The 22218-nt window shown below is 43.1% G+C and carries 17 protein-coding genes, 1 tRNA gene and 1 other RNA gene; 11 read left to right on the top strand and 8 right to left on the bottom strand.

The features are described from left to right. Positions 1-38 precede the first annotated feature (38 nt). Positions 39-938 (bottom strand): alpha/beta hydrolase, encoded by a 900-nt coding sequence (locus IC230_RS16400; RefSeq protein ID WP_191040119.1) that lies wholly within the window; start codon positions 936-938, stop codon positions 39-41. Positions 939-1451: 513 nt separating this feature from the next. Then, complete coding sequence (locus tag IC230_RS16395) at positions 1452-2057, bottom strand: T9SS type A sorting domain-containing protein (protein WP_191040118.1); 606 nt, start codon at positions 2055-2057, stop codon at positions 1452-1454. Positions 2058-2512: 455 nt separating this feature from the next. Between IC230_RS16395 and IC230_RS16390 the strand changes: the two genes are divergently transcribed. Next, positions 2513-3322, top strand: a complete 810-nt coding sequence (locus IC230_RS16390) for a glucose 1-dehydrogenase (protein ID WP_191040117.1) — start codon at positions 2513-2515, stop codon at positions 3320-3322. A 115-nt stretch (positions 3323-3437) separates the two neighbouring features. Continuing rightward, positions 3438-6068, top strand: coding sequence for an MGH1-like glycoside hydrolase domain-containing protein (locus IC230_RS16385; protein WP_191040116.1), 2631 nt, complete (start codon positions 3438-3440; stop codon positions 6066-6068). A 102-nt stretch (positions 6069-6170) separates the two neighbouring features. On the opposite strand, the gene IC230_RS16380 is transcribed toward IC230_RS16385, so the two are convergent. Together IC230_RS16380 and cobC are read right to left on the bottom strand one after the other, a co-directional pair. Continuing rightward, positions 6171-6713 carry a DUF6580 family putative transport protein gene (locus IC230_RS16380; RefSeq protein ID WP_191040115.1) on the bottom strand — a complete coding sequence of 181 codons (543 nt, stop codon included), beginning with the start codon at positions 6711-6713 and terminating at the stop codon, positions 6171-6173. A 10-nt stretch (positions 6714-6723) separates the two neighbouring features. Beyond that, positions 6724-7380, bottom strand: coding sequence for an alpha-ribazole phosphatase family protein (gene cobC, locus IC230_RS16375; RefSeq protein WP_191040114.1), 657 nt, complete (start codon positions 7378-7380; stop codon positions 6724-6726). Between the two features lie 75 nt (positions 7381-7455). On the opposite strand from cobC, the gene IC230_RS16370 reads away from it, so the two are divergent. Both IC230_RS16370 and IC230_RS16365 read left to right on the top strand, forming a co-directional pair. After that, positions 7456-7953, top strand: coding sequence for a DUF421 domain-containing protein (locus tag IC230_RS16370; protein ID WP_191040113.1), 498 nt, complete (start codon positions 7456-7458; stop codon positions 7951-7953). Positions 7954-8237: 284 nt separating this feature from the next. Continuing rightward, positions 8238-9212 carry an alpha/beta hydrolase gene (locus IC230_RS16365; protein ID WP_191040112.1) on the top strand — a complete coding sequence of 325 codons (975 nt, stop codon included), beginning with the start codon at positions 8238-8240 and terminating at the stop codon, positions 9210-9212. 15 nt (positions 9213-9227) lie between these two features. Here the strand turns inward: IC230_RS16365 and IC230_RS16360 are convergent, their stop codons facing one another. Further along, complete coding sequence (locus IC230_RS16360; protein WP_191040111.1) at positions 9228-9869, bottom strand: hypothetical protein; 642 nt, start codon at positions 9867-9869, stop codon at positions 9228-9230. 167 nt (positions 9870-10036) lie between these two features. Between IC230_RS16360 and ssrA the strand changes: the two genes are divergently transcribed. Beyond that, positions 10037-10411: a transfer-messenger RNA gene (ssrA, locus tag IC230_RS16355) on the top strand. A gap of 1053 nt (positions 10412-11464) precedes the next feature. Then, entirely contained in the window at positions 11465-12664 is a 1200-nt protein-coding gene (locus IC230_RS16350) for a hypothetical protein (protein ID WP_191040110.1), read from the top strand. A 631-nt stretch (positions 12665-13295) separates the two neighbouring features. Here IC230_RS16350 and IC230_RS16345 read toward each other — a convergent pair. Next, positions 13296-13369: transfer RNA gene (locus IC230_RS16345), tRNA-Met, on the bottom strand. A gap of 114 nt (positions 13370-13483) precedes the next feature. Between IC230_RS16345 and IC230_RS16340 the strand changes: the two genes are divergently transcribed. From IC230_RS16340 to IC230_RS16320, 5 genes are all read left to right on the top strand, one after another. Continuing rightward, on the top strand, positions 13484-13876 hold the full coding sequence (locus IC230_RS16340; protein WP_191040109.1) for an START-like domain-containing protein: 393 nt from the start codon (positions 13484-13486) through the stop codon (positions 13874-13876). Between the two features lie 95 nt (positions 13877-13971). Continuing rightward, the gene (locus IC230_RS16335; RefSeq protein ID WP_191040108.1) at positions 13972-15489 is read left to right on the top strand and encodes an LptF/LptG family permease; all 1518 of its coding nucleotides are present in this window, start codon (positions 13972-13974) and stop codon (positions 15487-15489) included. A gap of 102 nt (positions 15490-15591) precedes the next feature. Continuing rightward, on the top strand, positions 15592-15867 hold the full coding sequence (gene rpsO, locus IC230_RS16330) for a 30S ribosomal protein S15 (protein WP_191040107.1): 276 nt from the start codon (positions 15592-15594) through the stop codon (positions 15865-15867). A gap of 225 nt (positions 15868-16092) precedes the next feature. Then, the gene (gene pnp, locus IC230_RS16325; protein WP_191040106.1) at positions 16093-18219 is read left to right on the top strand and encodes a polyribonucleotide nucleotidyltransferase; all 2127 of its coding nucleotides are present in this window, start codon (positions 16093-16095) and stop codon (positions 18217-18219) included. A 75-nt stretch (positions 18220-18294) separates the two neighbouring features. Beyond that, positions 18295-19158, top strand: a complete 864-nt coding sequence (locus IC230_RS16320) for a sigma-70 family RNA polymerase sigma factor (protein ID WP_191040105.1) — start codon at positions 18295-18297, stop codon at positions 19156-19158. A 139-nt stretch (positions 19159-19297) separates the two neighbouring features. Here IC230_RS16320 and IC230_RS16315 read toward each other — a convergent pair whose 3' ends face one another. Together IC230_RS16315 and IC230_RS16310 are read right to left on the bottom strand one after the other, a co-directional pair. Next, the gene (locus tag IC230_RS16315) at positions 19298-20428 is read right to left on the bottom strand and encodes an HU domain-containing protein (RefSeq protein ID WP_191040104.1); all 1131 of its coding nucleotides are present in this window, start codon (positions 20426-20428) and stop codon (positions 19298-19300) included. Positions 20429-20446: 18 nt separating this feature from the next. Then, positions 20447-22132, bottom strand: a complete 1686-nt coding sequence (locus IC230_RS16310; protein ID WP_191040103.1) for a TonB-dependent receptor — start codon at positions 22130-22132, stop codon at positions 20447-20449. Between the last annotated feature and the right edge of the window lie 86 nt (positions 22133-22218).

Here is a 22218-nt window from a genome sequence, read left to right as displayed (position 1 = left end):
GGATTCGAAAGTGAAAACGACTGCTTTCCGACAATGAACTAGTCGTTTAGCCAGCCATTACGTTTCATCCAGTATTTGCACAACTCCATCCATTCATCGCGGGTTGGTGTACCCAGAAAACCGTGATCACCTTTCGGGTAAATGTGCATGGCTGCCGGAACACCCTGGCGATGTATGGCTTCATAAAAAACAAGACTGTTTTCGACGGGTACCTTTTGGTCGTCGCCAGCGTGGAGCAGAAGCGTAGGTGGCGTTTTTTTGCTAACCTGCAACTCGTTGGAATAGAGTTTGATCTGCTCGGCCGAAGGCGACGTACCCAGCAGATTTTTTCGGGTTGCTCCATGCCCCAGACTATCATTCAGGCTAATGACGGGATAAAGCAGAATCATGAAGTCGGGACGTAGGTTAATGGCTTCTTTGTTATCAATGACGGCCTTGTCGCTGTGAGTGCCCGTCGTGGCTGCTAAATGTCCACCCGCCGAGAAACCTATAATGCCAATTCTGTTCGGGTCAACGTGCCACTCAGACGCTCGTTGCCGAATGACTTTGAATGCCTGTTGTGCGTCCTGCAAAGGTCCAATCGATTTATCGATCATGGTTTTATCGCTCGGCAATCGGTACTTCAGCACAAAAGCCGTTACGCCCATCTTATTGAAAGCTTCGGCGACCTCGTATCCTTCACGCTTGATGACTAACGTACCATAGCCACCACCAGGACAGATAATTATGGCTGTACCATTTGCCTTGGGTGGCGTATAAATGGTTAGGGTAGGATTCGATACGTTGAAGGCGTTCTGGTTGGCATCACTACGTTCTTCGTCCGGTACCGATTTGGCGTTGGGCACTCCATTTGGGTAAAGCGGGATGCTACGTTGAGCCAGACCCAAACGTGCGATAAATGAGAAAGTAAGCAGTAGAATGATTCGTAAAGAAGGCATGACAAGTCGTCAAATAGAAACGTACCACAAAAATCTTTTGCTGACGCTACCTTAGTGATGTCTTTTAAAGAATAAATCAGCATAAACTACTACGTAGGGCATAAACAAAAATGCTTTCCGGCAGGGCGTGGAAAGCATTCTTTTGTCAACCTATGATGAAAACAATAAGCGTCTACAAGACTTCTTGTCGTTCATGCCCTAAAATAAATATAATAGTAGCATGGAACTTTCCTATAGTTACCTATTCTGACCCTATAGTTAGTTTTTACTATTTGAATCAAGTTTCAGTATGTTGTAACAAAATGGTAAACTGTTGACTACTAATTAATTGCTAATTAAGAATTTGAGTATTTCAAAGCAGATAGTAATAAAAAAGCCCGCAACTTTCAACCGAAAGTTGCGGGCGGAGTGGAGAATGATGGGTCGGGCTTGTCCGAAAAGACCGGCCTTACTAAAGTTGAGAAAGTGTAATTGAATCAGCTTCGCGACTCAATCAATTCAATCCTTAATAACCTAGTGACGAATGTCGATGCGGGTCACAAATTGTTTTTGATCCGGGCCGACAACAAAGGTATACGCACCGTCAGGCAGAGCCGATAAATCGAACCGGCGGGTTGCTCCTTTAAACGTATCGGTTTGGACCAGTACGTTCTGGGCATCATAGATTGCTACGTTTGCTTCATCTACGTTTCTGGCAGGCAACGTCACTTCAACCTTATTTTTCTCATAAGTTGTCAGGATTGGTTGGGCTACCTCTTTCAGATTGCGTGCATCGATGTTAACCGCATTGGCTTTAATCGTTAAGCCCTGCGACATCCACCAGGCGTTATTACCAGCTGTCAGGAAGTATTGACCATCTGGCAGGTTGTTCAGGTTGAACGACGTGGCGCCCTTTGTGCTTTTTGAGATAAGACCTCGGTATAATACGTTACCGTCAGCATCAATGATTGCTACGTCAACGGAATTTCCCGATTGTGTATAAACGCGTACTTTCTTTTGTTCGGACTTCTCAACTTTCACACCACCCATTCCCGAAACGTTGTCGGCTTTGGCATCTCCCATGCCTGCCAGACCCCATGCTGACAGCAGTACAGCAATTGATAAACGGAATTGTTTCATTTGGTTTGAAATGTTTGTTTTACCTCTGCAAAGGTGTGGGCTAAACTCGGTTTAATGCAATAGGTATCCTCGTTTAAAGCCTGTTTACGAATGATATTCTTTATAAAAGACAATTCCATATTGGTAGAGTGGGCTGATTATAAAAAAAGTACAATAAGTCCCTATAAATGGCGTATGAATTGTATTTTTCTAATAATTGTAAATAATAGGACTATATACGTTTCCATACCTAATTTTCATGCTAATAATCCAATTTTGAAAAAATGTATCATTTCCACAGCGGATAAGTTTGGGTTCGTCACCAGGCTTTTGGGAGATTAACAAGTGGTTAATGGGTTGGTCAGGCACCAGGGAAACTGTAGTTTGCAACCGCATGCGGGTCACCATTATGGATTAATGACGTCAAACAAACTCATGTAAAATGGCTTTCACTAAAAACGCTTTGTGAAAAATTCATGGATCAAGTATTAAAAGGACAAATCGCTCTGATAACCGGTGCCAGTAGCGGTATTGGAGCTGGTGTAGCAAAAGCCCTGGCAACTGCCGGAGCCAAGGTTGTTGTAAACTATCCGAATCCATCGTCTCAATCCGCTGCTGAGGGCGTACTACAGGAAATTACCGACACAGGAGGCTTGGGCATGATCGCTCAGTGCGATGTGAGTAAGGAAGACGAAGTAGCCAACATGTTTGCTGATGTAGTTGCCAAATATGGTACGGTCGATATTCTGATTAATAATGCAGGACTTCAGCGCGACGCCAAGTTCGACGAAATGACGCTGGAACAATGGAACACCGTTATCAACGTGAATCTAACGGGCCAGTTCTTATGCGCCCGGGCGGCCATTCGTGAGTTTCTGCGCCGGGGACCAAAACCGGAAGTATCGATGGCTACCGGAAAAATTATCTGCATGAGTTCGGTTCATGAACTGATTCCCTGGGCAGGTCACGTAAATTACGCTACGTCGAAAGGAGGAATTAAAATGCTCATGCAGTCATTGGCGCAGGAGTATGGCGACCGTAAGATTCGGGTGAACAGCATTTGTCCCGGCGCGATTCAAACGCCAATTAATCGGGCTGCCTGGGAAACGCCCCAGGCATTGAATAGCCTGATGACCTTGATTCCTTACAATCGGATTGGGCAGCCTCAAGACATTGGCAATCTGGCTGTTTTCTTATCATCTGACCTATCTGACTACATCACGGGAGCCAGTATTTTCATTGATGGGGGCATGACTGTATTCGAAGGCTTTGCTACGGGCGGCTGATTAAAGAGGGGAAAAAAGGGAGGAAGGAGGAAAGGGAAAAGGAGCTACATTGCTACTGGCTGGAACTCCTCTCCTCTTTCCTCCCTTTCTTCCCTTTTTCCTTTTTATTAAACTTATGACCACTGAACAAAAACGACTGGAAAACCCTGCCTGGCGGCAGTGGGGGCCTTACGTCTCCGACCGGCAATGGGGAACCGTTCGTGAGGATTACAGTGCCAATGGCGATGCCTGGGCCTACACAACCCATGATATGGCCAGGAGCTATACGTACCGATGGGGAGAAGAAGGTATTGGCGGCTTCTGCGACGATAAACAGCAACTTTGTCTCGCACTCGCGCTCTGGAACGGTCAGGACCCGATTCTGAAAGAACGGTATTTCGGTCTGACCAATGGGGAGGGTAACCACGGCGAAGACGTTAAAGAGCTTTATTACTATCTGGATAATACGCCGACGCATTCTTACCAGCGGATGCTCTACAAGTATCCACACACGGCTTATCCGTATGAGTGGCTGTTGGAGGAAAATCGACGTCGTTCGCGGCTGGAACCGGAATTTGAGTTGCTCGATACGGGACTATTTGACGAGGATCGGTATTTCGACGTATTTATCGAATATGCTAAAGGTGGACCGCAAGACGTTCTGATGCTCGTTACGGCCTATAACCGTGGTCCCGAAGCCGCTGTTTTGCATCTATTGCCAACCCTCTGGTTTCGAAATACGTGGGTCTTTGGTGATGATTCTGATGGCGTGCCGAATTATCAGCCCATCCTGGTTTTATTGCCTGATGGATCGGTTTCGGTTGAAGATTCATCCCTCGGGCGTTACATACTGCATGCTGATGGACAGCCCGAATGGTTATTCTGCGAAAACGAGACCAACCTCGCCCGACTCTACAACACCCATACGGGGTCAGCATATCCCAAAGACGGCATTAACGACTATGTGCTACAGGGAGCAGATACGGTCAATCCAAAGCATACCGGTACAAGAGCAGCCGCCCACTACGTCCTGACGGTTGAAGCGGGTCAATCCGTTACGTTGCGTTTACGGCTCGAATCAACGGGTTTGACCCAGCCATTTGCTGATTTCGATACGATTTTTACGAAACGAAAGGCAGAAGCCGACGCATTTTATCAGTTCATCCATCCTAAGCAGGCAACCGACGATGAAAAGCTGGTGCAGCGGCAGGCTTTTGCGGGGATGCTCTGGAGTAAGCAGTATTATTATTATGACGTATCACGCTGGCTGGCTGGTGACCAGAATACGCCACCACCGCCCTCTGAACGGGTAAAAGGGCGTAATCATACCTGGCTTCAGTTGATCAACGCGGGGGTTATTTCCATGCCCGATAAGTGGGAATATCCCTGGTATGCGGCCTGGGATTGGGCCTTCCATTGCGTGAACCTGGCGCTTATCGATCCCAGCTTTGCTAAACAGCAACTGATGCTACTGACCAACGAGTGGTATATGCATCCGAACGGTCAGTTGCCTGCTTATGAATGGAATTTCTCCGACGTGAATCCGCCCGTGCAGGCGTGGGCAGCCTGGCGAATCTTCGAACTGGAACAGAGAAGAAAACCGGGTGAAGAAGATTTAACGTTTTTACGGGGCATCTTCCACAAACTGATGCTCAACTTTACGTGGTGGGTAAATCGGAAAGATGAATCCGGTAATAATATTTTTGAAGGCGGTTTTCTTGGTTTGGATAATATTGGCGTCTTTGACCGGAATACGATATTCCCCGACGGAAGTCATTTGGAGCAGGCCGACGGAACAAGCTGGATGGCAATGTATGCGCTGAACATGATGCGGATCGCCCTCGAACTGGCCCGTCATGACTGTGTGTATGACGAACTGGCGACCAAATTCTTCGATCATTTCCTGTACATCGCCGGGGCTATCACCAACATTGGCGAAAACCATGTCGGACTCTGGGACGCAGAGGACGCCTTTTTTTACGATCAACTGCGCATGAACGATGGAAGCGTTCATCGAATGCGCGTTCGTACGCTCGTAGGACTTATTCCGATGTTTGCTGTTGAGGTGCTGGATAATGACTTGATGCAGGCTAACCCTGCTTTTCTGCAACGGATGACCTGGTTTCAGGGCCATCGACCCGATTTATACCACCAGGTATCGCGGTATACAGAAGAAGGCGTTGACCAAAAGCGATTGTTGAGCTTGCTACGTGGTTTTCGGCTAAAGTCACTGCTCAATAAAATGCTGGACGAGAATGAATTTCTGAGTCCGCATGGCATCCGGGCTGTGTCCAAAATTTATCGCGATCACCCGTATGAATTTACCTTAGACAATACTACGTTCCGATTAACCTACACCCCCGCCGAGAGCGATAGTGGCATGTTTGGTGGTAACAGTAACTGGCGCGGGCCTGTCTGGATGCCGACCAATTATCTGCTCATCGAAAGTTTAGAGCGATTTTATCATTACTTCGGCGACGATTTTGTGGTAGAATACCCCATTGGATCGGGTCAGCAAATTACGCTCAAGGCGGTTGCCTGTGAACTTACTAACCGACTGATCCAGCTGTTTACAAAAGATGAAAGCGGCAACCGGCCTAGCTTTGGTCAACATCCGAAATACCAAGACCCTAATTTCCGGGACTACGTACTGTTTTACGAATATTTCGATGGTGACAATGGACGAGGTGTAGGGGCTAGCCACCAAACGGGCTGGACAGGCCTAGTTGCTGAATTGATTAGTCGGAAATACGAAAGTCTGACGTGATGAATTAAAGCGTCGTTTATGAATGAGCTTTCGGGAAGGCATATAAAAAAAAGAGAGCGGCTGATCTAAAGCCGCTCTCGTCATAAAAAGCAATCACCTCGCTTAACGCCGGGCTGGACGTAGCACAAAAAAACGTTGCTGTAGAACGTAATATCCTCCAAATAACACCGCGCTGAAAAACAGGTCGCCTAACAAACCGTTCAGGAAGAAGGACGTACCGTTGTAAAAAGCCAATCCGGCAGCATAGCAACCCATCAGGCCGGGCAGCGTTTGTGGATAGAATGAACTACCATACCAAACCGCAAAATTGGTAATCAGAAAGAACAGGATCGACGAAGCAACGGACGCACCCGCAATACGGGCGGCTGTTGGTTTATTCAATGCCCACAGGCCTAGTAGCCAGGTTAGCGCAAAACTGGTATACACTGCGCCCATGCTCCCGTGGAAACCAATAAGTGCATCGCTCAGCAACATAGCCGCCAATGGAATCGCCAGACCAAGCCACTTGCGCTCGAAAGTAGCTGCTCCAAACAAAGCCAATGCGGCAATGGGAGTGAAATTTGGCCAGTGAGGTATTAATCGGAACAGGGCAGTTGCCAGAACAATACTGGTCAGCGTGGTCAGTCGAATCTGAAGCGGCTTCATGGGTGTAAAATCAGCGGTTAATGTATTGAATTGTATAAGACGACTTCGTCAATGTCAGTTTGGAGACAGCCCCGTAATCGAGATTGATCCGATAGGCGTTCGACAAAGGTAACTCCATAAATAGACACAGCAAAGCCCGAATGGCACCACCATGTGAAACTATAAATACACATTGAGCTGAATTCGTTTCCTCCAGAGGCCGAATTTGCTCCTGCCAGAACGTAGTAACCCGCTGATAAAGATCCTGAAAGTTCTCCCCATTGGGCATTCGGATTTTTACATAATCGGCTCGCCAGGTGGCAAGTAGTTCAGGGCTGATATCGGCCCAGGGGATCATTTCCCAATCGCCAAAGGAGAGTTCTTTCAAACGATCATCGAACTGCACCCCCGGCCGCTCTGCACCGATAATCGCCGTCTGACCTGGTGCCGTTTCAATCTGACTACCCGACGAAAGTGCAGACGCTAAATCTTCGGCCAATCGACGACAGCGACGTAACGGTGATGAAAAAATAGTGGATGGGTGAGCCAACCGTTCCCCATCAGGCAAGTGATTTTTTAGTCGGTTCAGTTGTTCTGCATACGTATCGGTCAGGTCGACATCTGATTGTCCGTAGGCAATCTTTCGACCAACCGCTACTTCTGTGTGACGTATTAAGTATATATCCATGAGTTATCTGCTTGTAGGGCAAACTCCGAAACGCAGAATTGGTTCTAAAGCAATACCCTTCTTAACGAACACTACATGAATACTGTATTGCTTGTCGATGTCGACTGGGATAAAATGTTCATTCCCAGTATGTCATTGTGGGAAATTATTATCCGTGGCTCCATTACGTACTGGTTTTGTTTTCTCTACATCCGATTCTTCAGACGAGGAGCCGGGCAACTAGGCATCGCTGATTTACTGTTGATTACACTAATTTCTGATGCCGCTCAAAACTCGATGGCGGGCGAGTACGACTCGATTACAGAAGGCTGTTTACTGGTGGGCGTGTTGGTTTTCTGGGACTACGCTATAAACTGGCTCGGGTTTCGTTCCGTCTTCTTCAGTAAAATAGGCGAACCTGACCCTGTACTACTAATTAAGAACGGCGTGATGCAACGTCAAAATATGAAGAAGGAACTGATTACGTCTTCTGAGCTGATGAGTATGCTACGTCAGCAGGGTATCGAAGACGTATCGGAAGTGAAGACATGCTATATTGAAGGAAGTGGTAATATTAGTGTGATAAAGAGCTGATCTTTCTGGAATTTAATTCAATAGCTTTGTCGTCGTTCTTACTATTCCAGTCATGTATATCCGGTTGCTACGTCTGCGTTATCAGAACGAAATGCCGATTTTCGTGTATATAGTGCTTACGGTCGTCAGCTTACTTACCGCTTGTTCCTAAACCGTATACGACAAGAAGTATCATTAATATTACTCTAATTGCCTCAATTTGAGTATCTATGCCTAGCAGGAAAAAGATACAACTTAATTGAAGCGTATATCTGTTACGTTCGTTTACACTAATTCTCCCTATTATGAAATGGTTTCTTATCTCTACTTTTTTGCTGATTTTCCCGGGTCTGGAGGTGATGGCTCAAACCGAGTTACCAATGCAGCTCAAAACAGCCGATCTACTAATTGATGGAACGCTAACTTTGCCCGTTAATAAGCAAACGCAACTACCGGTGGTACTCCTGATAGCTGGATCGGGGCCCACCGATCGAAATGGTAATAATCTGATTCCGGTTGGGCAAACGGGTAGCGTCAAAGCAAATTCGTATAAATATCTGGCCGACAGCCTGGCGAAATTAGGTATAGCGACAGTGCGCTACGATAAACGTGGAGTGGGACGTAGCGTTAGTGTGGGTATGAACGAAAAGGATATAAAGTTTGAAACGTATATCAATGATGCCGTAATCTGGGTCAATCAATTAAAGGCCGACAAGCGATTTACCAAAGTAGTTGTGGCCGGACATAGTGAAGGTTCGCTAATTGGCATGGTTGCTGCGCGACTGGCTAAAGCAGATAAATATATTTCCCTGGCTGGGCCTGGCGACGACATTGCCACTAAATTAAAAACGCAATTAAAACCTCAATTGCCTGAAGCCGACCGGATGCAGGTATTTAACGCAATTGATTCCCTGAAAGCAGGCTTTACATTGAGTAGTTTGCCGACAGCTTATCCCGCCATCCGCCAGTTATTTCGCCCCAGCGTGCAGCCTTACATGATTTCATGGATGAAATATGATCCCGCAGCCCAAATAAAACTGCTGACAGTACCTGTATTAATTATTCAGGGAAAGCGAGATGTGCAGGTAATGGTTTCTGACGCCCAGAAACTAAAAGGTGCCTTGCCCAGTGCTCAAATTCGCTGGTTCGACGAAATGAATCATGCTTTTAAAAATGCCAGCACGAGTTCAATGCAGGAAGCACTGACTTCTTACAATGATCCAAACCTCCCCCTTACTCCCGGTTTAGCCACGACCATAGCACAGTTTGTGAAAAGCTAAAAAAAGATTATTTTCTTAATTAGCCGAATAATGTTGTAAATAAGCAATGAGCCGCTCGAAATGGATCTGTTCGTAGGGATTCTGAGTCTGGTGAATAAGTAAATGCCGGTAACAGTCAATCAAACCGTCGAAATGCGGGTTGTGATTTAACCGGGCAGCAATCAATCCTTTGTAACAGCGGTGAGTCTGATTATACACAAATTGGCATGGCTGGCCAGGTGATTCGTTCAGCAGATGGTCAAGAGTAGATAGGGTAGAGGCTGTCGACAAAAAATCGAAACCCTGACGATCAAAGAAGTGCTCGATTTGCTCACAAACTTCCGGGAGTTCTTTATCTGAGTGAATCTTATAGCGGAAGTATTGAGAGCCACTGAACCGACCAATGGAAACGATCAGTGTATTTGCATCGGATCGTAAATCGGGGAGATTGTTCAGAAACTGTTGTGCAATTTGTTCGACCTGCTCATTCCGACAGCCGAAGTTTACGTCAACCATGGTATCGTGGGTGTAGAAAACAGACGATAGAATGATGTTCTGAAACCCGCTGTTCGTTGTCCGGCGAAATTGTTTTTTTTCGCTTAATAGAGCATACTCATGGTCCGTAAAGAACGGGGCCAGGTGCTGGTATAAGTTCGTTTCAAAAGGGGTGATTGTCATGATTTGAAGCCTACCAACCTATAGATAATATAGTATAACGACATAACAATGTCAAGAGTAACTAAGTTATGAAAATTCTGTGAAAAATATGAATTATTAGTTTGTTGAGAACTAATAAGACTGTGTGTAAGTTATCTTCACGACACGCCCTGATGGGAAGTTAATTTGGGGACGACCGGAATTGACAGCTTGCTGAGGTCGCGTGTAAGCATGTCGGGAGTTGACGGTATTTCCCGAACCGAACAAATCGTCAAAACAATAACTGGCGAATATAACTACGCCATGGCTGCCTAATCCGGAGGATTAAGCAATAGCCATTGTCTCCCCGGCCTACGTGCTGCTGGCTGGATCAGGAGGCATCGACTCGCAGCGCTGGCTCGGTTTATGGTGTTAACGGCCGAGTAAGACACAAGCACCTACGGATGAGGCTTGGTCTGGTACACACCGGGCTGATTCCCGACAACCTTAAGCGTACCTAAGCATGTAGAAAGCACGACGGTTTCCTTGACTGGACGAGGGTTCAAATCCCTCCGTCTCCACTAAAAAAGGCCTGTAGATCATTGATTTACAGGCCTTTTTGTGCTAAAAAATGGTAAAAGGCAAATCGGTATAGGCAAATCGAATAAATAATCAGAACACATAAGGTATACGTGTTAAAAGCCGCAGTTTCTGAAATACAAATTGTTTGTAATCTTCCAATTAATCTGTAGATCCGTATTTGAGAAATTTAGTGTCAGCTTAGATGATTTATCCATGCAACCTATTTTTAGTTAAATACTTACATATGTAAACTTATTATTCACAGATTATAAAATAAATAGCTACTGTGCATTACAATAATTCATACCTTACAAACAATTTATTGAATACGTAATATGATATTTTCGGATACATCTAAATTAGGTTATCGATTGAAAAATATTTATACAAATAGCTATAAAAATTTCTCGAATTTATATGAAATAATGTTGTTTTTGCTGCTAATTGCTTCATTTGTCATACAAAAAAACAACTTTATATTAACTAATAATTTAGATACATCTTGGATGTACACGTTGAATTACGCTGTTAGTAACAATTATTTATTTGGTAAGGACATAATATTTACTTTTGGCCCTCTAGGATTTCTAGGTTACCCTATTATAGAAGGCTTAACTAATGAATTGCTAATTATTTCATACTTTTTTAAAGGTATATATTTATTGTATACAGGATTGGTAATATATGATATATCCCTGTCAGTAAAATTTATTAAATCTAGAGGAATATCGTATATTACCAAATATGTGTTATTGCCGTGGCTAGTAATAAAAATTGGATTCTATGTAGACTATACAATACTTTTCTTTATCGCATTAATTCATTCGTCTGTAGTTATTTTAAAGAATGATAATAAATCCAATAAAACTAATGAGTTAACTATTATTGTATTTAATGCTGTTACGTCGATAGTAATGCTATTTCTAAAAGTTAGTTTTTTTCCATCCATAATTATTACTAGTTTCTTAATAACAGCTTCTTTCGTTATATCAAGAAACTACTTGAACCTATTTGCGTACATAGTTTCTCTAGTTTCTGTATTTATATGCGTGTACATGTCTTTCAATGTAGATTTCAATAGTTACATATTAAACTCTATTGAAATAATTTCGGGTTACAAAAAATCCATGCAGATATATGAAGGTGAAGAATATACTAAAAATTATTTAGCTGCTATTGTTGTAACTGGTTTTTTTTCAATGCTATTGTATTATATGAGAAGATTTTTTTTCTCATATAATGGCCTTTCCATACTTATATTAATTTTATTAGCATTTTATTATTGTTTTTCTTATTCATTCACCAGAGGATCTGCCTCTTTGTTTTTTAAATGTTCAGTTGTTTCAGTAATTATATTTTTGTTGATGTATCTGCCACAAAATACTGAGTATAAAAATAGAATATATAACGTAGTAATTATAACCTTATCATTTGGCTTTATTAATAATTTCTACAATGACATACTTTTCCTAACTAACTGGAATCATGATCAATACAGATATAAAGAGAGAATTCCTAATAACCAGTTAGATAGATCAAAAACATATGATATATATCCTAACATTACGTCAATTAGCTATTTCAATAATCTAAATTATCAGCCGCGCCCTATTTTTCAATCTTACTCCGCTTATACTCCTAGGTTGGATAGCTTGAACTCTTATTTTATTTCTGAAAAGAAAGTTGATAATATTATTTTTCATACCAGCTTAAATAATGTTTCTTGGGGAAATACAATTGATGAACGGTATTTTTTGTTTGAAGAACCACTAACAAAAATTGAAATTCTGGAAAAATACACTATTAAGGATAAAATAAATAAATCATTATTTATTACGGAAAAAAGAAAAAAAAATATAAATATTAAATTTAAACTGATTGATAGACGCTTCTGCACGCTTGGCTCGGTAATTAATTTAGATTTAATTAACCCAGATAAACTTTATTTTTTTACAGCAAAGTTTAAATACTCTAATAAAGCAAAAGCTATTTCTTTACTTTATAAACTCCCTTATATTAGCGTTGAATTAATTAAAGATCATAATTCGAAAATAAGATTTAATACTGTTTCTGATTTATTAAGCCATCAATGCGTACTAAATAAATATTGCTCAAACTATTATGACTATTTTAGCCTTTTTGAAGAAAGCAAATTTAAATCTTTAGAAAATGTGAAGGCGATTAAATTCTATTCTAACCAGAGAGGATATATTAACGATTTTGAATTTACTATTTTTGAGGCCTCGTTGTTTTAATTTCCTGTATGAATTGTAATTGGATATATTAAAGGGATTAATGTAGATTCTATTTTTAACATAGGGTATATGCAAATATATACAAAGAGAATTAGCTGATTTAGATGCAGATTTATTGCCTAATAGGTTAATTAAACTAATTTATTTGCTATCAACAATAATTCTTCCCCTGTAGATAATGACTACATAAAAATTAGATGGAAGAGATTTGATATTCACTTTATATTATTCATTAGGTAAGTTAACTTTTACAAAACAGTACAATTTTTTTATTCTACTAATTTCAGAAGATTTAATGTGAAGAGGTTTTAAACGCATTAATTGCTTTTTTGTTTTTCATATGTATATATATTATATCTCCAACATTATTTTACGTAAAAATAGCTATAAATGCATATACAAAAACTGTGGGTATGACTATCAGATGTATATTTCCAGTATATAAAATTGCCATTATTCATCATGTTGTTAAATATAGTATTCATAAATTTTATGATAATAGATATTTAGTCGCCTGATAGATATTCCATTCCGTATGTCAGAAATCAACGTACTTGCAGACAACTATATGAAAAAATAAAAACCCACTCGAGAGCGGGTTTTAAGTAAAGATAAGTCTATAATAAAAAGGTAGCGGGGAGCAGGATCGAACTGCCGACCTTAGGGTTATGAATCCTACGCTCTAACCATCTGAGCTACCCCGCCGTATTGATGCCACAAAAGTAAGTAAAAATTGGCTCAAGGCCAAAAACAGCGTTGACTTTCGCAAAAAAAATCGTTTACCTTTGCCAAGGACCCTTTTCTACTAGACTATCAGGTATGGAGAAATTTAAATTTATTACTGAATATGAACTGCGGGCATCTCCTAAAATGCTGTTTCCTTATATTAGTACAGCATCGGGCTTGTCACAATGGTTTGCCAGCAAGGTGAACACTATGCCTGAACAACGATTCGATTTCCAGTGGGACAATGAAAGTCACATTGCCCGGCAAGTATCCATGCGGCAAAACAAGGGTGTACGTTTTGAGTTTCTGGATACAGACGAAAATGGGTCTGATAATAACTACGTTGATTTTCGGGTCGATCAGAGTGAGCTAACCCAATCAACGTTTCTACGTATTACTGACTACTCTTCTACCACTGATCAGGACGAACTTAGGGATTTGTGGGATGGTTTAATGGACAAATTGCGGGAAATTGTTGGTAGTTAACATAATTTACGAATTATGATGGACGATTTACGAGGTTATCTGTGTTATTAGATCGTAAGTCAATTACTGGGTAGTTTCCTTTGTATATCCATCCTGTGAAAAAGATTGATAAATTAATACTCGGCTCGTTTTGGGGGCCGTTTTTTTTAACCCTCGGCGTCGTCATCTTTATCTTCCTGATGCGACTACTGATGTTTTATATTGACGATTTTGTCTCTAAGGATCTCGATCTGGCCACTTTTGGCCGCCTTCTTTTCTACTTCGCTTTATTAACTATTCCGACGGCATTGCCACTGGCAGTTTTGTTGTCGTCGCTGATGACGTTTGGTAATCTTGGCGAATTTTTTGAATTGACGGCTATGAAAAGCGCGGGTATCTCGTTAACCCGAGCAATGCGTCCGTTACTTGTTGTTGCCGTCGTTATTAGCGCCTTTTCCTTCTGGTTTAATAATTCAGTTTCTCCCTGGGCTAATTTAAAAGGGTATAGCCTGCTTTACGATATTAAGACTGCTAAGGCGACGCTAAATCTGAAAGAGGGCATCTTCTACAATGATTTGCCTGGATACAGTATTAAAGTAGATCAGAAAGTAAAGGCACCCAAGGAGAGTAAAAATGGCGACTTGTTGAAAGGACTAGTTATATATAAACATCCAACAAACGGACTGGAATCTGGTAACCGTGAGATTATTCTGGCCGATTCTGGACGAATGTATATGGATAAGGACAGGACGTACCTAACCTTTCAGCTATTTAACGGCAATGACTATCAGGAATATTCAGACAATAATACGGTTAGCTATGCCAGTAGTGGACCTAATGCGAAAGGAGCACAGTTCATGCGAAATGGATTCAAGGATTATCGACTTGTGATTAGTCTTGAATCATTTGGCATCAAACGTACCGATGAGAACCAGTTCGAATACCATGAGTATATGAAAAATCTTAACGAACTGACGACATTGACCGACTCACTGCGGAGAGATTATACGAAAACAAGTTTAAGCGTAGCTGGCAATTCACGGCAATACTATAATTATCAGTTCAAGTCAGATGCGTCCGCCAAAGAGAAAAAAGTAACAGAGGGGAAATGGGTCGACTCGCTGCTAAATAAGCAGAATGTGCCTCGTCCCGACTTAATGCAAATGGCACTGAGTCAAGCGCAAAATATTTTATCATACTCAACCTCTAACGTAACCTACCTGACGGAAAAAGAAAAAAATGTCTGGAAATATCAGTTAGAAACGCATCATAAATTTACGCAGGCGATTTCGGTTTTCGTGATGTTTCTGATCGGCGCATCTATGGGTGCAATTATTAAGAAAGGTGGCTTTGGCCTTCCCGTACTCGTGTCGATTGTGTTTTTTATTTTCCTATACGTATTGACATTGCAGGGGGATAAATATGCGAAAGAGGGCTTAGTGTGGGTTCCTATTGGTGCTTGGCTGGCAAACGCGGTATTGTTCCCAATTGGATTGTTTCTTATGCAGCGGGCTCGCCACGACTCACGCCTTTTTGACAAAGATGTCTATGTGATCGCTTGGGAACGGCTAAAACAAAAATGGAAAGTTTATAGAGGACAATCTTCAGGAAATAGCCAGCAGTCATTAGTATAGTTTATACATATAGAAACTGTTGGCTGTTAGGTGCTAATTATAGACTATTTTTCGTATCTTTGCACCCGAATTCAATTTTTCAATCAAATTAGCTGTCTGAAGATGTATCTAACGACCGAAAAAAAGCAGGAGATCTTCTCCACCTCGGGTCATGCCAAAAGCGCAACGGACACCGGGTCGGCCGAATCCCAGATCGCGCTGTTCACCTACCGGATCAGTCATTTAACTGACCACCTGAAAGTCCACAAGCACGATTACGGCACTCAACTGGGCCTTTTGAAATTAGTAGGTAAACGTCGGCGTCTGCTGAATTACCTGCAAAAGAAAGAGATTACCCGGTACCGGGCCATTTTAGCCGCGCTGGGACTACGGAAGTAATTAACCGCTCACAAAAAAAGGGAATCTGCTACACAGTAGATTCCCTCATTTTTGTTGTTTGATTGCTGAAGAGATGATTGTGGTCGGAAGGTTTATTTAATCAAAGAAGAATTAGTTTGAGGTCTGATGACTGGGCCAGACGTGTGATTAATGAAAATTTGTAATCATAGGATCTAAACTCAGAAGTCAAAAAAGCTGTAAGAGGGCGTATTCAAAATCTGCTGTATGTTTCAAATTACCACGCAATCCGTTGCGCTGCCCGACGGGCGGGAAATTACCATCGAAACTGGAAAAATGGCCCGACAGGCCGACGGTGCGGTGGTTGTACGGTTGGGCGACACAATGCTGTTAGCCACCGTTGTATCGAGTAAAGACGCGAAAGAAGGCGTTGACTTTCTTCCACTATCGGTTGACTACCAGGAGAAATTTGCGTCTGCGGGCCGAATTCCAGGTAGCTTCCAACGACGCGAAGGTCGCTTAGGAGATCACGAAATCCTAATTAGTCGTTTGGTAGACCGGGCCTTGCGGCCTATTTTTCCTGATAATTATCACGCTGATACTCAGGTTATTATTACACTTATTTCTGCTGATCCTGAAGTTCAGCCTGATGCCTTAGCTGCCTTAGCTGCCTCGTCAGCCTTGGCCGTATCGGATATTCCATTTAATGGACCTATCTCTGAAGTACGGGTTGCTAAAATTGATGGTCAATATAAGATTAACCCGAAAACAGCTGATATTGAGCGGGCTACCATCGATTTAATTGTAGCAGCTACGGAGAAAGATATTTGCATGGTAGAAGGCGAAATGGACGAATGTTCAGAAGCCGAAGTTGTGGAAGCGCTTAAAGTAGCCCACGAAGCTATTAAAGTACAATGCCAGGCTCAGAAAGAGCTAGAGGCTAAAGTTGGTAAGACTGAAAAACGACAGTACAATCATGAAACACATGATGAAGTCCTGCGTGCAGCCGTGCGGACTGCTACCTACGATAAGATTTATGACGTAGCGCGTCTTCAGAGCGGTAGTAAAAAAGGCCGTTCGGAGGGTTTCAGAACCGTTCGCGACGAATACATGGCTTCATTTCTTGAAGGCTCAGAAATAAATCAGACTTTAGTTAAAACCTATTTCGCTGATTTAGTGTGGGAGGCTTCACGTCGGTTGGTATTGGACGAACGTACTCGTCTGGATGGACGGAAATTAGATGAAATTCGCCCTATTTCTACCGAAGCGGGTCTTTTACCTGGTCCACACGGTTCAGCGTTGTTTACCCGAGGTGAAACTCAATCATTGACAACTGTTACCCTTGGTACAAAAACTGACGAGCAGATTGTCGATCAGACCATGTATCAGGGATATGCTAAATTCCTGTTGCATTACAACTTTCCTGGTTTCTCGACGGGCGAAGTTAAGCCAAATCGGGGCGCTGGTCGGCGGGAAATTGGTCATGGTAATCTAGCTCACCGCTCGCTGAAAAAAGTACTGCCACCCGAAGAAGAAAATCCATACACGATTCGCATCGTCTCGGATATCCTGGAGTCGAATGGCTCATCATCGATGGCGACAGTCTGTGCCGGTACAATGGCGTTGATGGATGCCGGTATAAAAATTAAAGCACCGGTCGCTGGTATTGCCATGGGCCTGATTTCGGATGGTGATAAGTATGCCGTGTTATCAGATATTCTCGGTGATGAAGATCACCTTGGTGACATGGATTTTAAAGTGACTGGAACCGAAAAAGGTATTGTCGCCTGCCAGATGGATCTTAAAGTGGAGGGTTTATCGTACGATGTGCTTGCCCAGGCTCTGGAACAGGCTCGCGTTGGACGGCTTCATATCTTGGGTGAAATGCAGAAAGGTATTGCTGATGTCCGCTCAGATCTAAAACCACATGCTCCTCGTGCTATGGTTATTAAGATCGATACAAACCAGATTGGCGCTGTTATTGGACCCGGCGGTAAAGTTGTGCAGGACATCCAGAAAGATTCTGGTGCTGTTGTCAATATAGATGAACATGACAATGCTGGCTGGGTTAGCATTTTTGCAACCAGCAAAGAAAGCATGGACAAAGCCGTGTCCCGTGTGAAAGGTATTGTGGCTGTACCGGAAGTTGGTGAAACGTATGTAGGTAAAGTCAAAACAATTCAACCGTTTGGGGCTTTTGTTGAATTCATGCCGGGTAAAGATGGGCTATTGCACATTTCCGAGATTAAGTGGGAACGGTTGGAAACCATGGAAGGTGTCTTACAAGTAGGCGAAGAGGTGACGGTAAAGCTGATTGACATCGATAAAAAGACAGGAAAATATCGTTTGTCACGCAAGGTTTTACTGCCCAAGCCAGAGAACAAAAATGCGTAAGCCATTGTTACTTTTTTGTGTAATGCATCGTCAAACGTTAGCGTTATATAGTCATTCCACCGGGGAAAACGTATCATGAGACAGCTAAAGATTTCAAAACAGATTACCAATCGCGAGAGCCAGTCGTTAGACAAGTACTTGCAGGAAATTGGTAAAGTAGACCTGCTTACGCCTGATGAGGAAGTAACGCTGGCGCAAAAAATTCGGGATGGTGATCAACTCTCGCTGGAGCGATTAACTAAGGCAAACCTGCGCTTCGTTGTGTCGGTTGCTAAGCAATATCAAAATCAAGGACTCTCGCTAGGTGACCTGATCAACGAAGGGAATTTAGGATTAATTAAAGCAGCTCAGCGTTTTGATGAAACGCGCGGGTTTAAATTTATTTCTTACGCCGTTTGGTGGATTCGTCAATCCATTTTGCAGGCTCTGGCCGAACAGTCGCGGATTGTACGTTTACCTCTCAACCGGGTTGGTTCACTGAACAAGATTTCCAAAACGTTCTCGGATTTAGAGCAAAAGTTCGAGCGGGAGCCTTCTCCGGAAGAGTTAGCTGCCGTGCTCGAAATTTCGGCTGCTGAAGTTGTCGATACGTTGAAAATCTCAGGTCGCCATGTATCAATGGATGCACCGTTTGTACAGGGTGAGGAAAATAGCCTGCTCGACGTTCTTGAAAATGACGGCGAAGACAAACCAGATTCGGGCTTAATTAATGACTCGTTACGTAAAGAAGTACAACGTGCACTCTCAACGTTAACGCAACGTGAGGCCGATGTGATCACGCTCTACTTCGGATTGAATGGCGAACATGCAATGACACTCGAAGAAATCGGTGAAAAATTCAACCTGACCCGCGAACGGGTCCGACAGATAAAAGAAAAAGCCATTCGTCGGCTCCGCCATACCTCACGGTCGAAAGCATTGAAGACGTATCTGGGTTAATGTTCCTGTTTGTATTTGCCAAACGACTCCTGCGAAAGTGGGAGTCGTTTTGTTTTTAACGCATTGAGTATTGTGAAAGCTAAGTAAAACAAAAAAGACAGTCCTCACGAACTGTCTTTTTACAAAGAAATATGATTGCTTATTTCGTATAGATCCAGGCCGTCGAGCCAATCATTTTGCTGATAGCTGGAATATGCGACTGAACTTCTGACTTATCGTCTGAGCCAATGGCGGCAACTTTGTAACGTAATGATTTGCGGCCTTGAACCATTATATAAGCATCTGTATAGCCAGCTTTGTGTAAATAGCTCACTAGAGGCATCGCTTTCTCTTTTCTGGAAAACACCCCGGCAATAACGGTAAAATGATGATCGCTATGAACCGGAGCAAGTTTCGCAAGAGGAACCCTTTTGACAGGTTCTAATTCTATAATAGCCTCCTCTTTTACCGCTGGTTCCGTAGCAACGGTCGCTGGTGTAACAGCAACTGGCCCGACAGTGGTGGGAGGGGCGACAACAGGTTTTGTCTCAGGCGCCGTCGCTGGGACAATTTTATGAGTCACCTCTATTTTTTTCGGTGTTTCCTTATCTTTGGCAGGGGCAGTTAATGCCGCTGGCACCCGAAATAGATTGGCAGGGTCGAGGCTGCTCTGTAAAGGCTGACCCGGCTTTACAACAGAGAAATAGCTAACTAAACCCAGCGAGCCAACCAGTAGGACGGCGGCAGCCACACGCCAGTACGGCCGGGCGGGTTGTAAAGGGGTTAATGTTACATCTTCATCTCGGACTAACACGGGGCCAACGGCTATAACGGGTACAGCTTCGATTGGAGTCTCTGCTACTGCCGGGCGATTAACCAAATGCACCGACAGGGCACTCATACCATAGGCTTCACCAAAAAAGTTGTGTCGCAAACTAGGGTCAAACTGAAGTTTTCCTTCATCATTACGACTGAAGGTACCAATACCATCCAATTCAAAATGACCTATTACTTCAACTTGTTCACGTAACTCATCAACAAATACGCTAATGTGCCGTTGCGCACCTTCGCGCGTAACGGGTTCGTGTAACATAATGTAATTAGCCAGAATACCATCGTCAAAGCGAAGTGCTTCATTAAAAGCAACCCGTTTACGAGGAGGGAGATAGAGGCCACTGGCTTCAGAAAAGGCTGCCGGTTGGTAATGGGTCAGAAAAGCGCCAAACTCGGGAACAACTACACAGTCGTATTGATACAGCAGCTTTTTGAGATAATCGTTAACGGAAGCCATAAGATGCGCCGGTGGAGATTAGAATGAGTAACTGATTCCGCCGAGAAAGTTAAGACCTTGCGACTGATAATACAAATACCGCTGGTAGTTTTGGCTAAAGATATTATTTAACGACACGAATGCAGATACTTGTTTCCCTAGGAAATAGTCAATTTTTACATTAAGATCATAGATCGGTTTTAGGGTGTAGAGCACGTTAGATGTAAAGTTTTTATTTACGATGCCCTGATAAAAATACAAATCGGCCGTGATGAATAATTTTTTGTCGAGAATGTACGAGTTAGTCCAGGTGGCGGCAGTCTGTGGGCGACCCCATGCCTGTTCCAGACGGTCGAGATTATACCCAAAAAAGTCGGCTTTTAGTGTTGAGCGGAATTTGTCTTTCAATGCATAAGTTAATTGTCCTGAAACAGTCAACACGTTTGATATACCACCGTCATATAGTACGCCAAACTTGGTTGTGTCGGGTTGCGAGTTGTTGAACGTATAGAAGTTCCGGTAGCGAGCGTAAGAAACTTTACCTTCATACGAGAACCCTCCGCTCAAAGCCCCTTTCGTACCCGCATAAACATCCAGCGACTTAACGGTGTTCGCTAAAACGACCTGAGAAGCAAGCCATTTGTTTTCGCCAAGTAACGAACGTAGTGTATTGCGATTAATATCGCCATCAAGACCCGCGAATACGTGGATATTTCCTGCCGGAACGAAATCGACATCAACAATTGGAAATGCTCTGGTATCGTTGATGCCCTGGCGTTTATCGGTTTGGTTAACGGCATTGATACCGGCTGTGATTGTAAATAAATCGGAAGTGTACTTAAAGGTAGGCTTTACCCGAAACAGATTCCGATTATCAACAATAGAGCCGTCTGAGCGTTGCGTTACGTAGGCATCAGCGGCTACAAGAGCTACGATATTGTCAGTGATACCAAGCGATGCATTTAGGTTCGTACCCCAGTCAGTTTCGGATGCATTAAAGCGATCACGAAGAGACGTAATACCCGTACGTAGCGAATAATCAATCGCATTTTCGGTTTTGGCGTTTTCGATGCCAATCTTAAAATTGATTGTATTCAAGTTTTGCTTGATCAAGTCAGGATTGAAGCTTGGTGAAGCTGCGTATTCACGGCTGTAGCCATAAAAATTATACGCGTTTCGGTCGAACCCTAAATCACCTTGCAGCTTAAACGCATCGGTTAAGTATTTACCCGTAACCCGAACCCGCGTATCACTCTGGCTCGAATTTTTTCCATCGACCGGCCCAATACCTGATGATAAATGCCGTATGGAGCCTTCAAGAGCAAGGTTCGAAAGGGTATTAAGTCCGACGAAACCTTCGCCTAAAAACGAGCTGTAATTCCCGGCGCCTAATTTTACGTAATTACTATAACCTGACGTTTCGTCAACCTGACCCGTTGCGGGAGCCAGTACACCCGGCATAATCCGGGGATCGCCAACGGTTAACTTCCGGTCTTCAAATTCGTAAGTTAGTTTTCGTTGTTCAGCCGATGGCTTAACGGATGGGATTTTGTTGAATAGTCGATTGGCCGGTGGGAGATTAATTTTCCGGCTCTTTTCAACCGTAATTTCCTGCGTATCGATTTCACCTTCTTTAACGGGACGCGTTGGCTTGGGTTGCTCCTGAGCCCAAAGCGTTGCTGATAAAGAAAGGAAAGTAAGGGTGAGAAGGGGACGTACGATCATAGTGAAGAGTGAGAATTAGTGAAGAGTGAAGACCGGGCCGCCGGAGCGGTGAAAAGTGAAGAATAAAGTCTATTTCTGAAGACAGA

Source organism: Spirosoma validum, assembly GCF_014699035.1.
In the GTDB taxonomy this organism is placed as follows: Bacteria; Bacteroidota; Bacteroidia; order Cytophagales; family Spirosomataceae; genus Spirosoma; species Spirosoma validum.
Note: the sequence above shows the minus strand (reverse complement) of the source record. Positions and strands in the feature narration are given on the sequence as shown.

What these genes read in the sequence shown, in the direction of transcription:
- cobC (WP_191040114.1), bottom strand. Translation starts at nt 7,380, where the DNA reads ATGGATATATACTTAATACGTCACACAGAAGTAGCGGTTGGTCGAAAG.
- IC230_RS16370 (WP_191040113.1), top strand. Translation starts at nt 7,456, where the DNA reads ATGAATACTGTATTGCTTGTCGATGTCGACTGGGATAAAATGTTCATT.
- pnp (WP_191040106.1), top strand. Translation starts at nt 16,093, where the DNA reads ATGTTTCAAATTACCACGCAATCCGTTGCGCTGCCCGACGGGCGGGAA.
- IC230_RS16385 (WP_191040116.1), top strand. Translation starts at nt 3,438, where the DNA reads ATGACCACTGAACAAAAACGACTGGAAAACCCTGCCTGGCGGCAGTGG.
- IC230_RS16350 (WP_191040110.1), top strand. Translation starts at nt 11,465, where the DNA reads ATGTCTTTCAATGTAGATTTCAATAGTTACATATTAAACTCTATTGAA.
- IC230_RS16395 (WP_191040118.1), bottom strand. Translation starts at nt 2,057, where the DNA reads ATGAAACAATTCCGTTTATCAATTGCTGTACTGCTGTCAGCATGGGGT.
- IC230_RS16310 (WP_191040103.1), bottom strand. Translation starts at nt 22,132, where the DNA reads ATGATCGTACGTCCCCTTCTCACCCTTACTTTCCTTTCTTTATCAGCA.
- IC230_RS16365 (WP_191040112.1), top strand. Translation starts at nt 8,238, where the DNA reads ATGAAATGGTTTCTTATCTCTACTTTTTTGCTGATTTTCCCGGGTCTG.
- IC230_RS16390 (WP_191040117.1), top strand. Translation starts at nt 2,513, where the DNA reads ATGGATCAAGTATTAAAAGGACAAATCGCTCTGATAACCGGTGCCAGT.
- IC230_RS16380 (WP_191040115.1), bottom strand. Translation starts at nt 6,713, where the DNA reads ATGAAGCCGCTTCAGATTCGACTGACCACGCTGACCAGTATTGTTCTG.
- IC230_RS16315 (WP_191040104.1), bottom strand. Translation starts at nt 20,428, where the DNA reads ATGGCTTCCGTTAACGATTATCTCAAAAAGCTGCTGTATCAATACGAC.
- IC230_RS16340 (WP_191040109.1), top strand. Translation starts at nt 13,484, where the DNA reads ATGGAGAAATTTAAATTTATTACTGAATATGAACTGCGGGCATCTCCT.
- rpsO (WP_191040107.1), top strand. Translation starts at nt 15,592, where the DNA reads ATGTATCTAACGACCGAAAAAAAGCAGGAGATCTTCTCCACCTCGGGT.
- IC230_RS16400 (WP_191040119.1), bottom strand. Translation starts at nt 938, where the DNA reads ATGCCTTCTTTACGAATCATTCTACTGCTTACTTTCTCATTTATCGCA.
- IC230_RS16320 (WP_191040105.1), top strand. Translation starts at nt 18,295, where the DNA reads ATGAGACAGCTAAAGATTTCAAAACAGATTACCAATCGCGAGAGCCAG.
- IC230_RS16360 (WP_191040111.1), bottom strand. Translation starts at nt 9,869, where the DNA reads ATGACAATCACCCCTTTTGAAACGAACTTATACCAGCACCTGGCCCCG.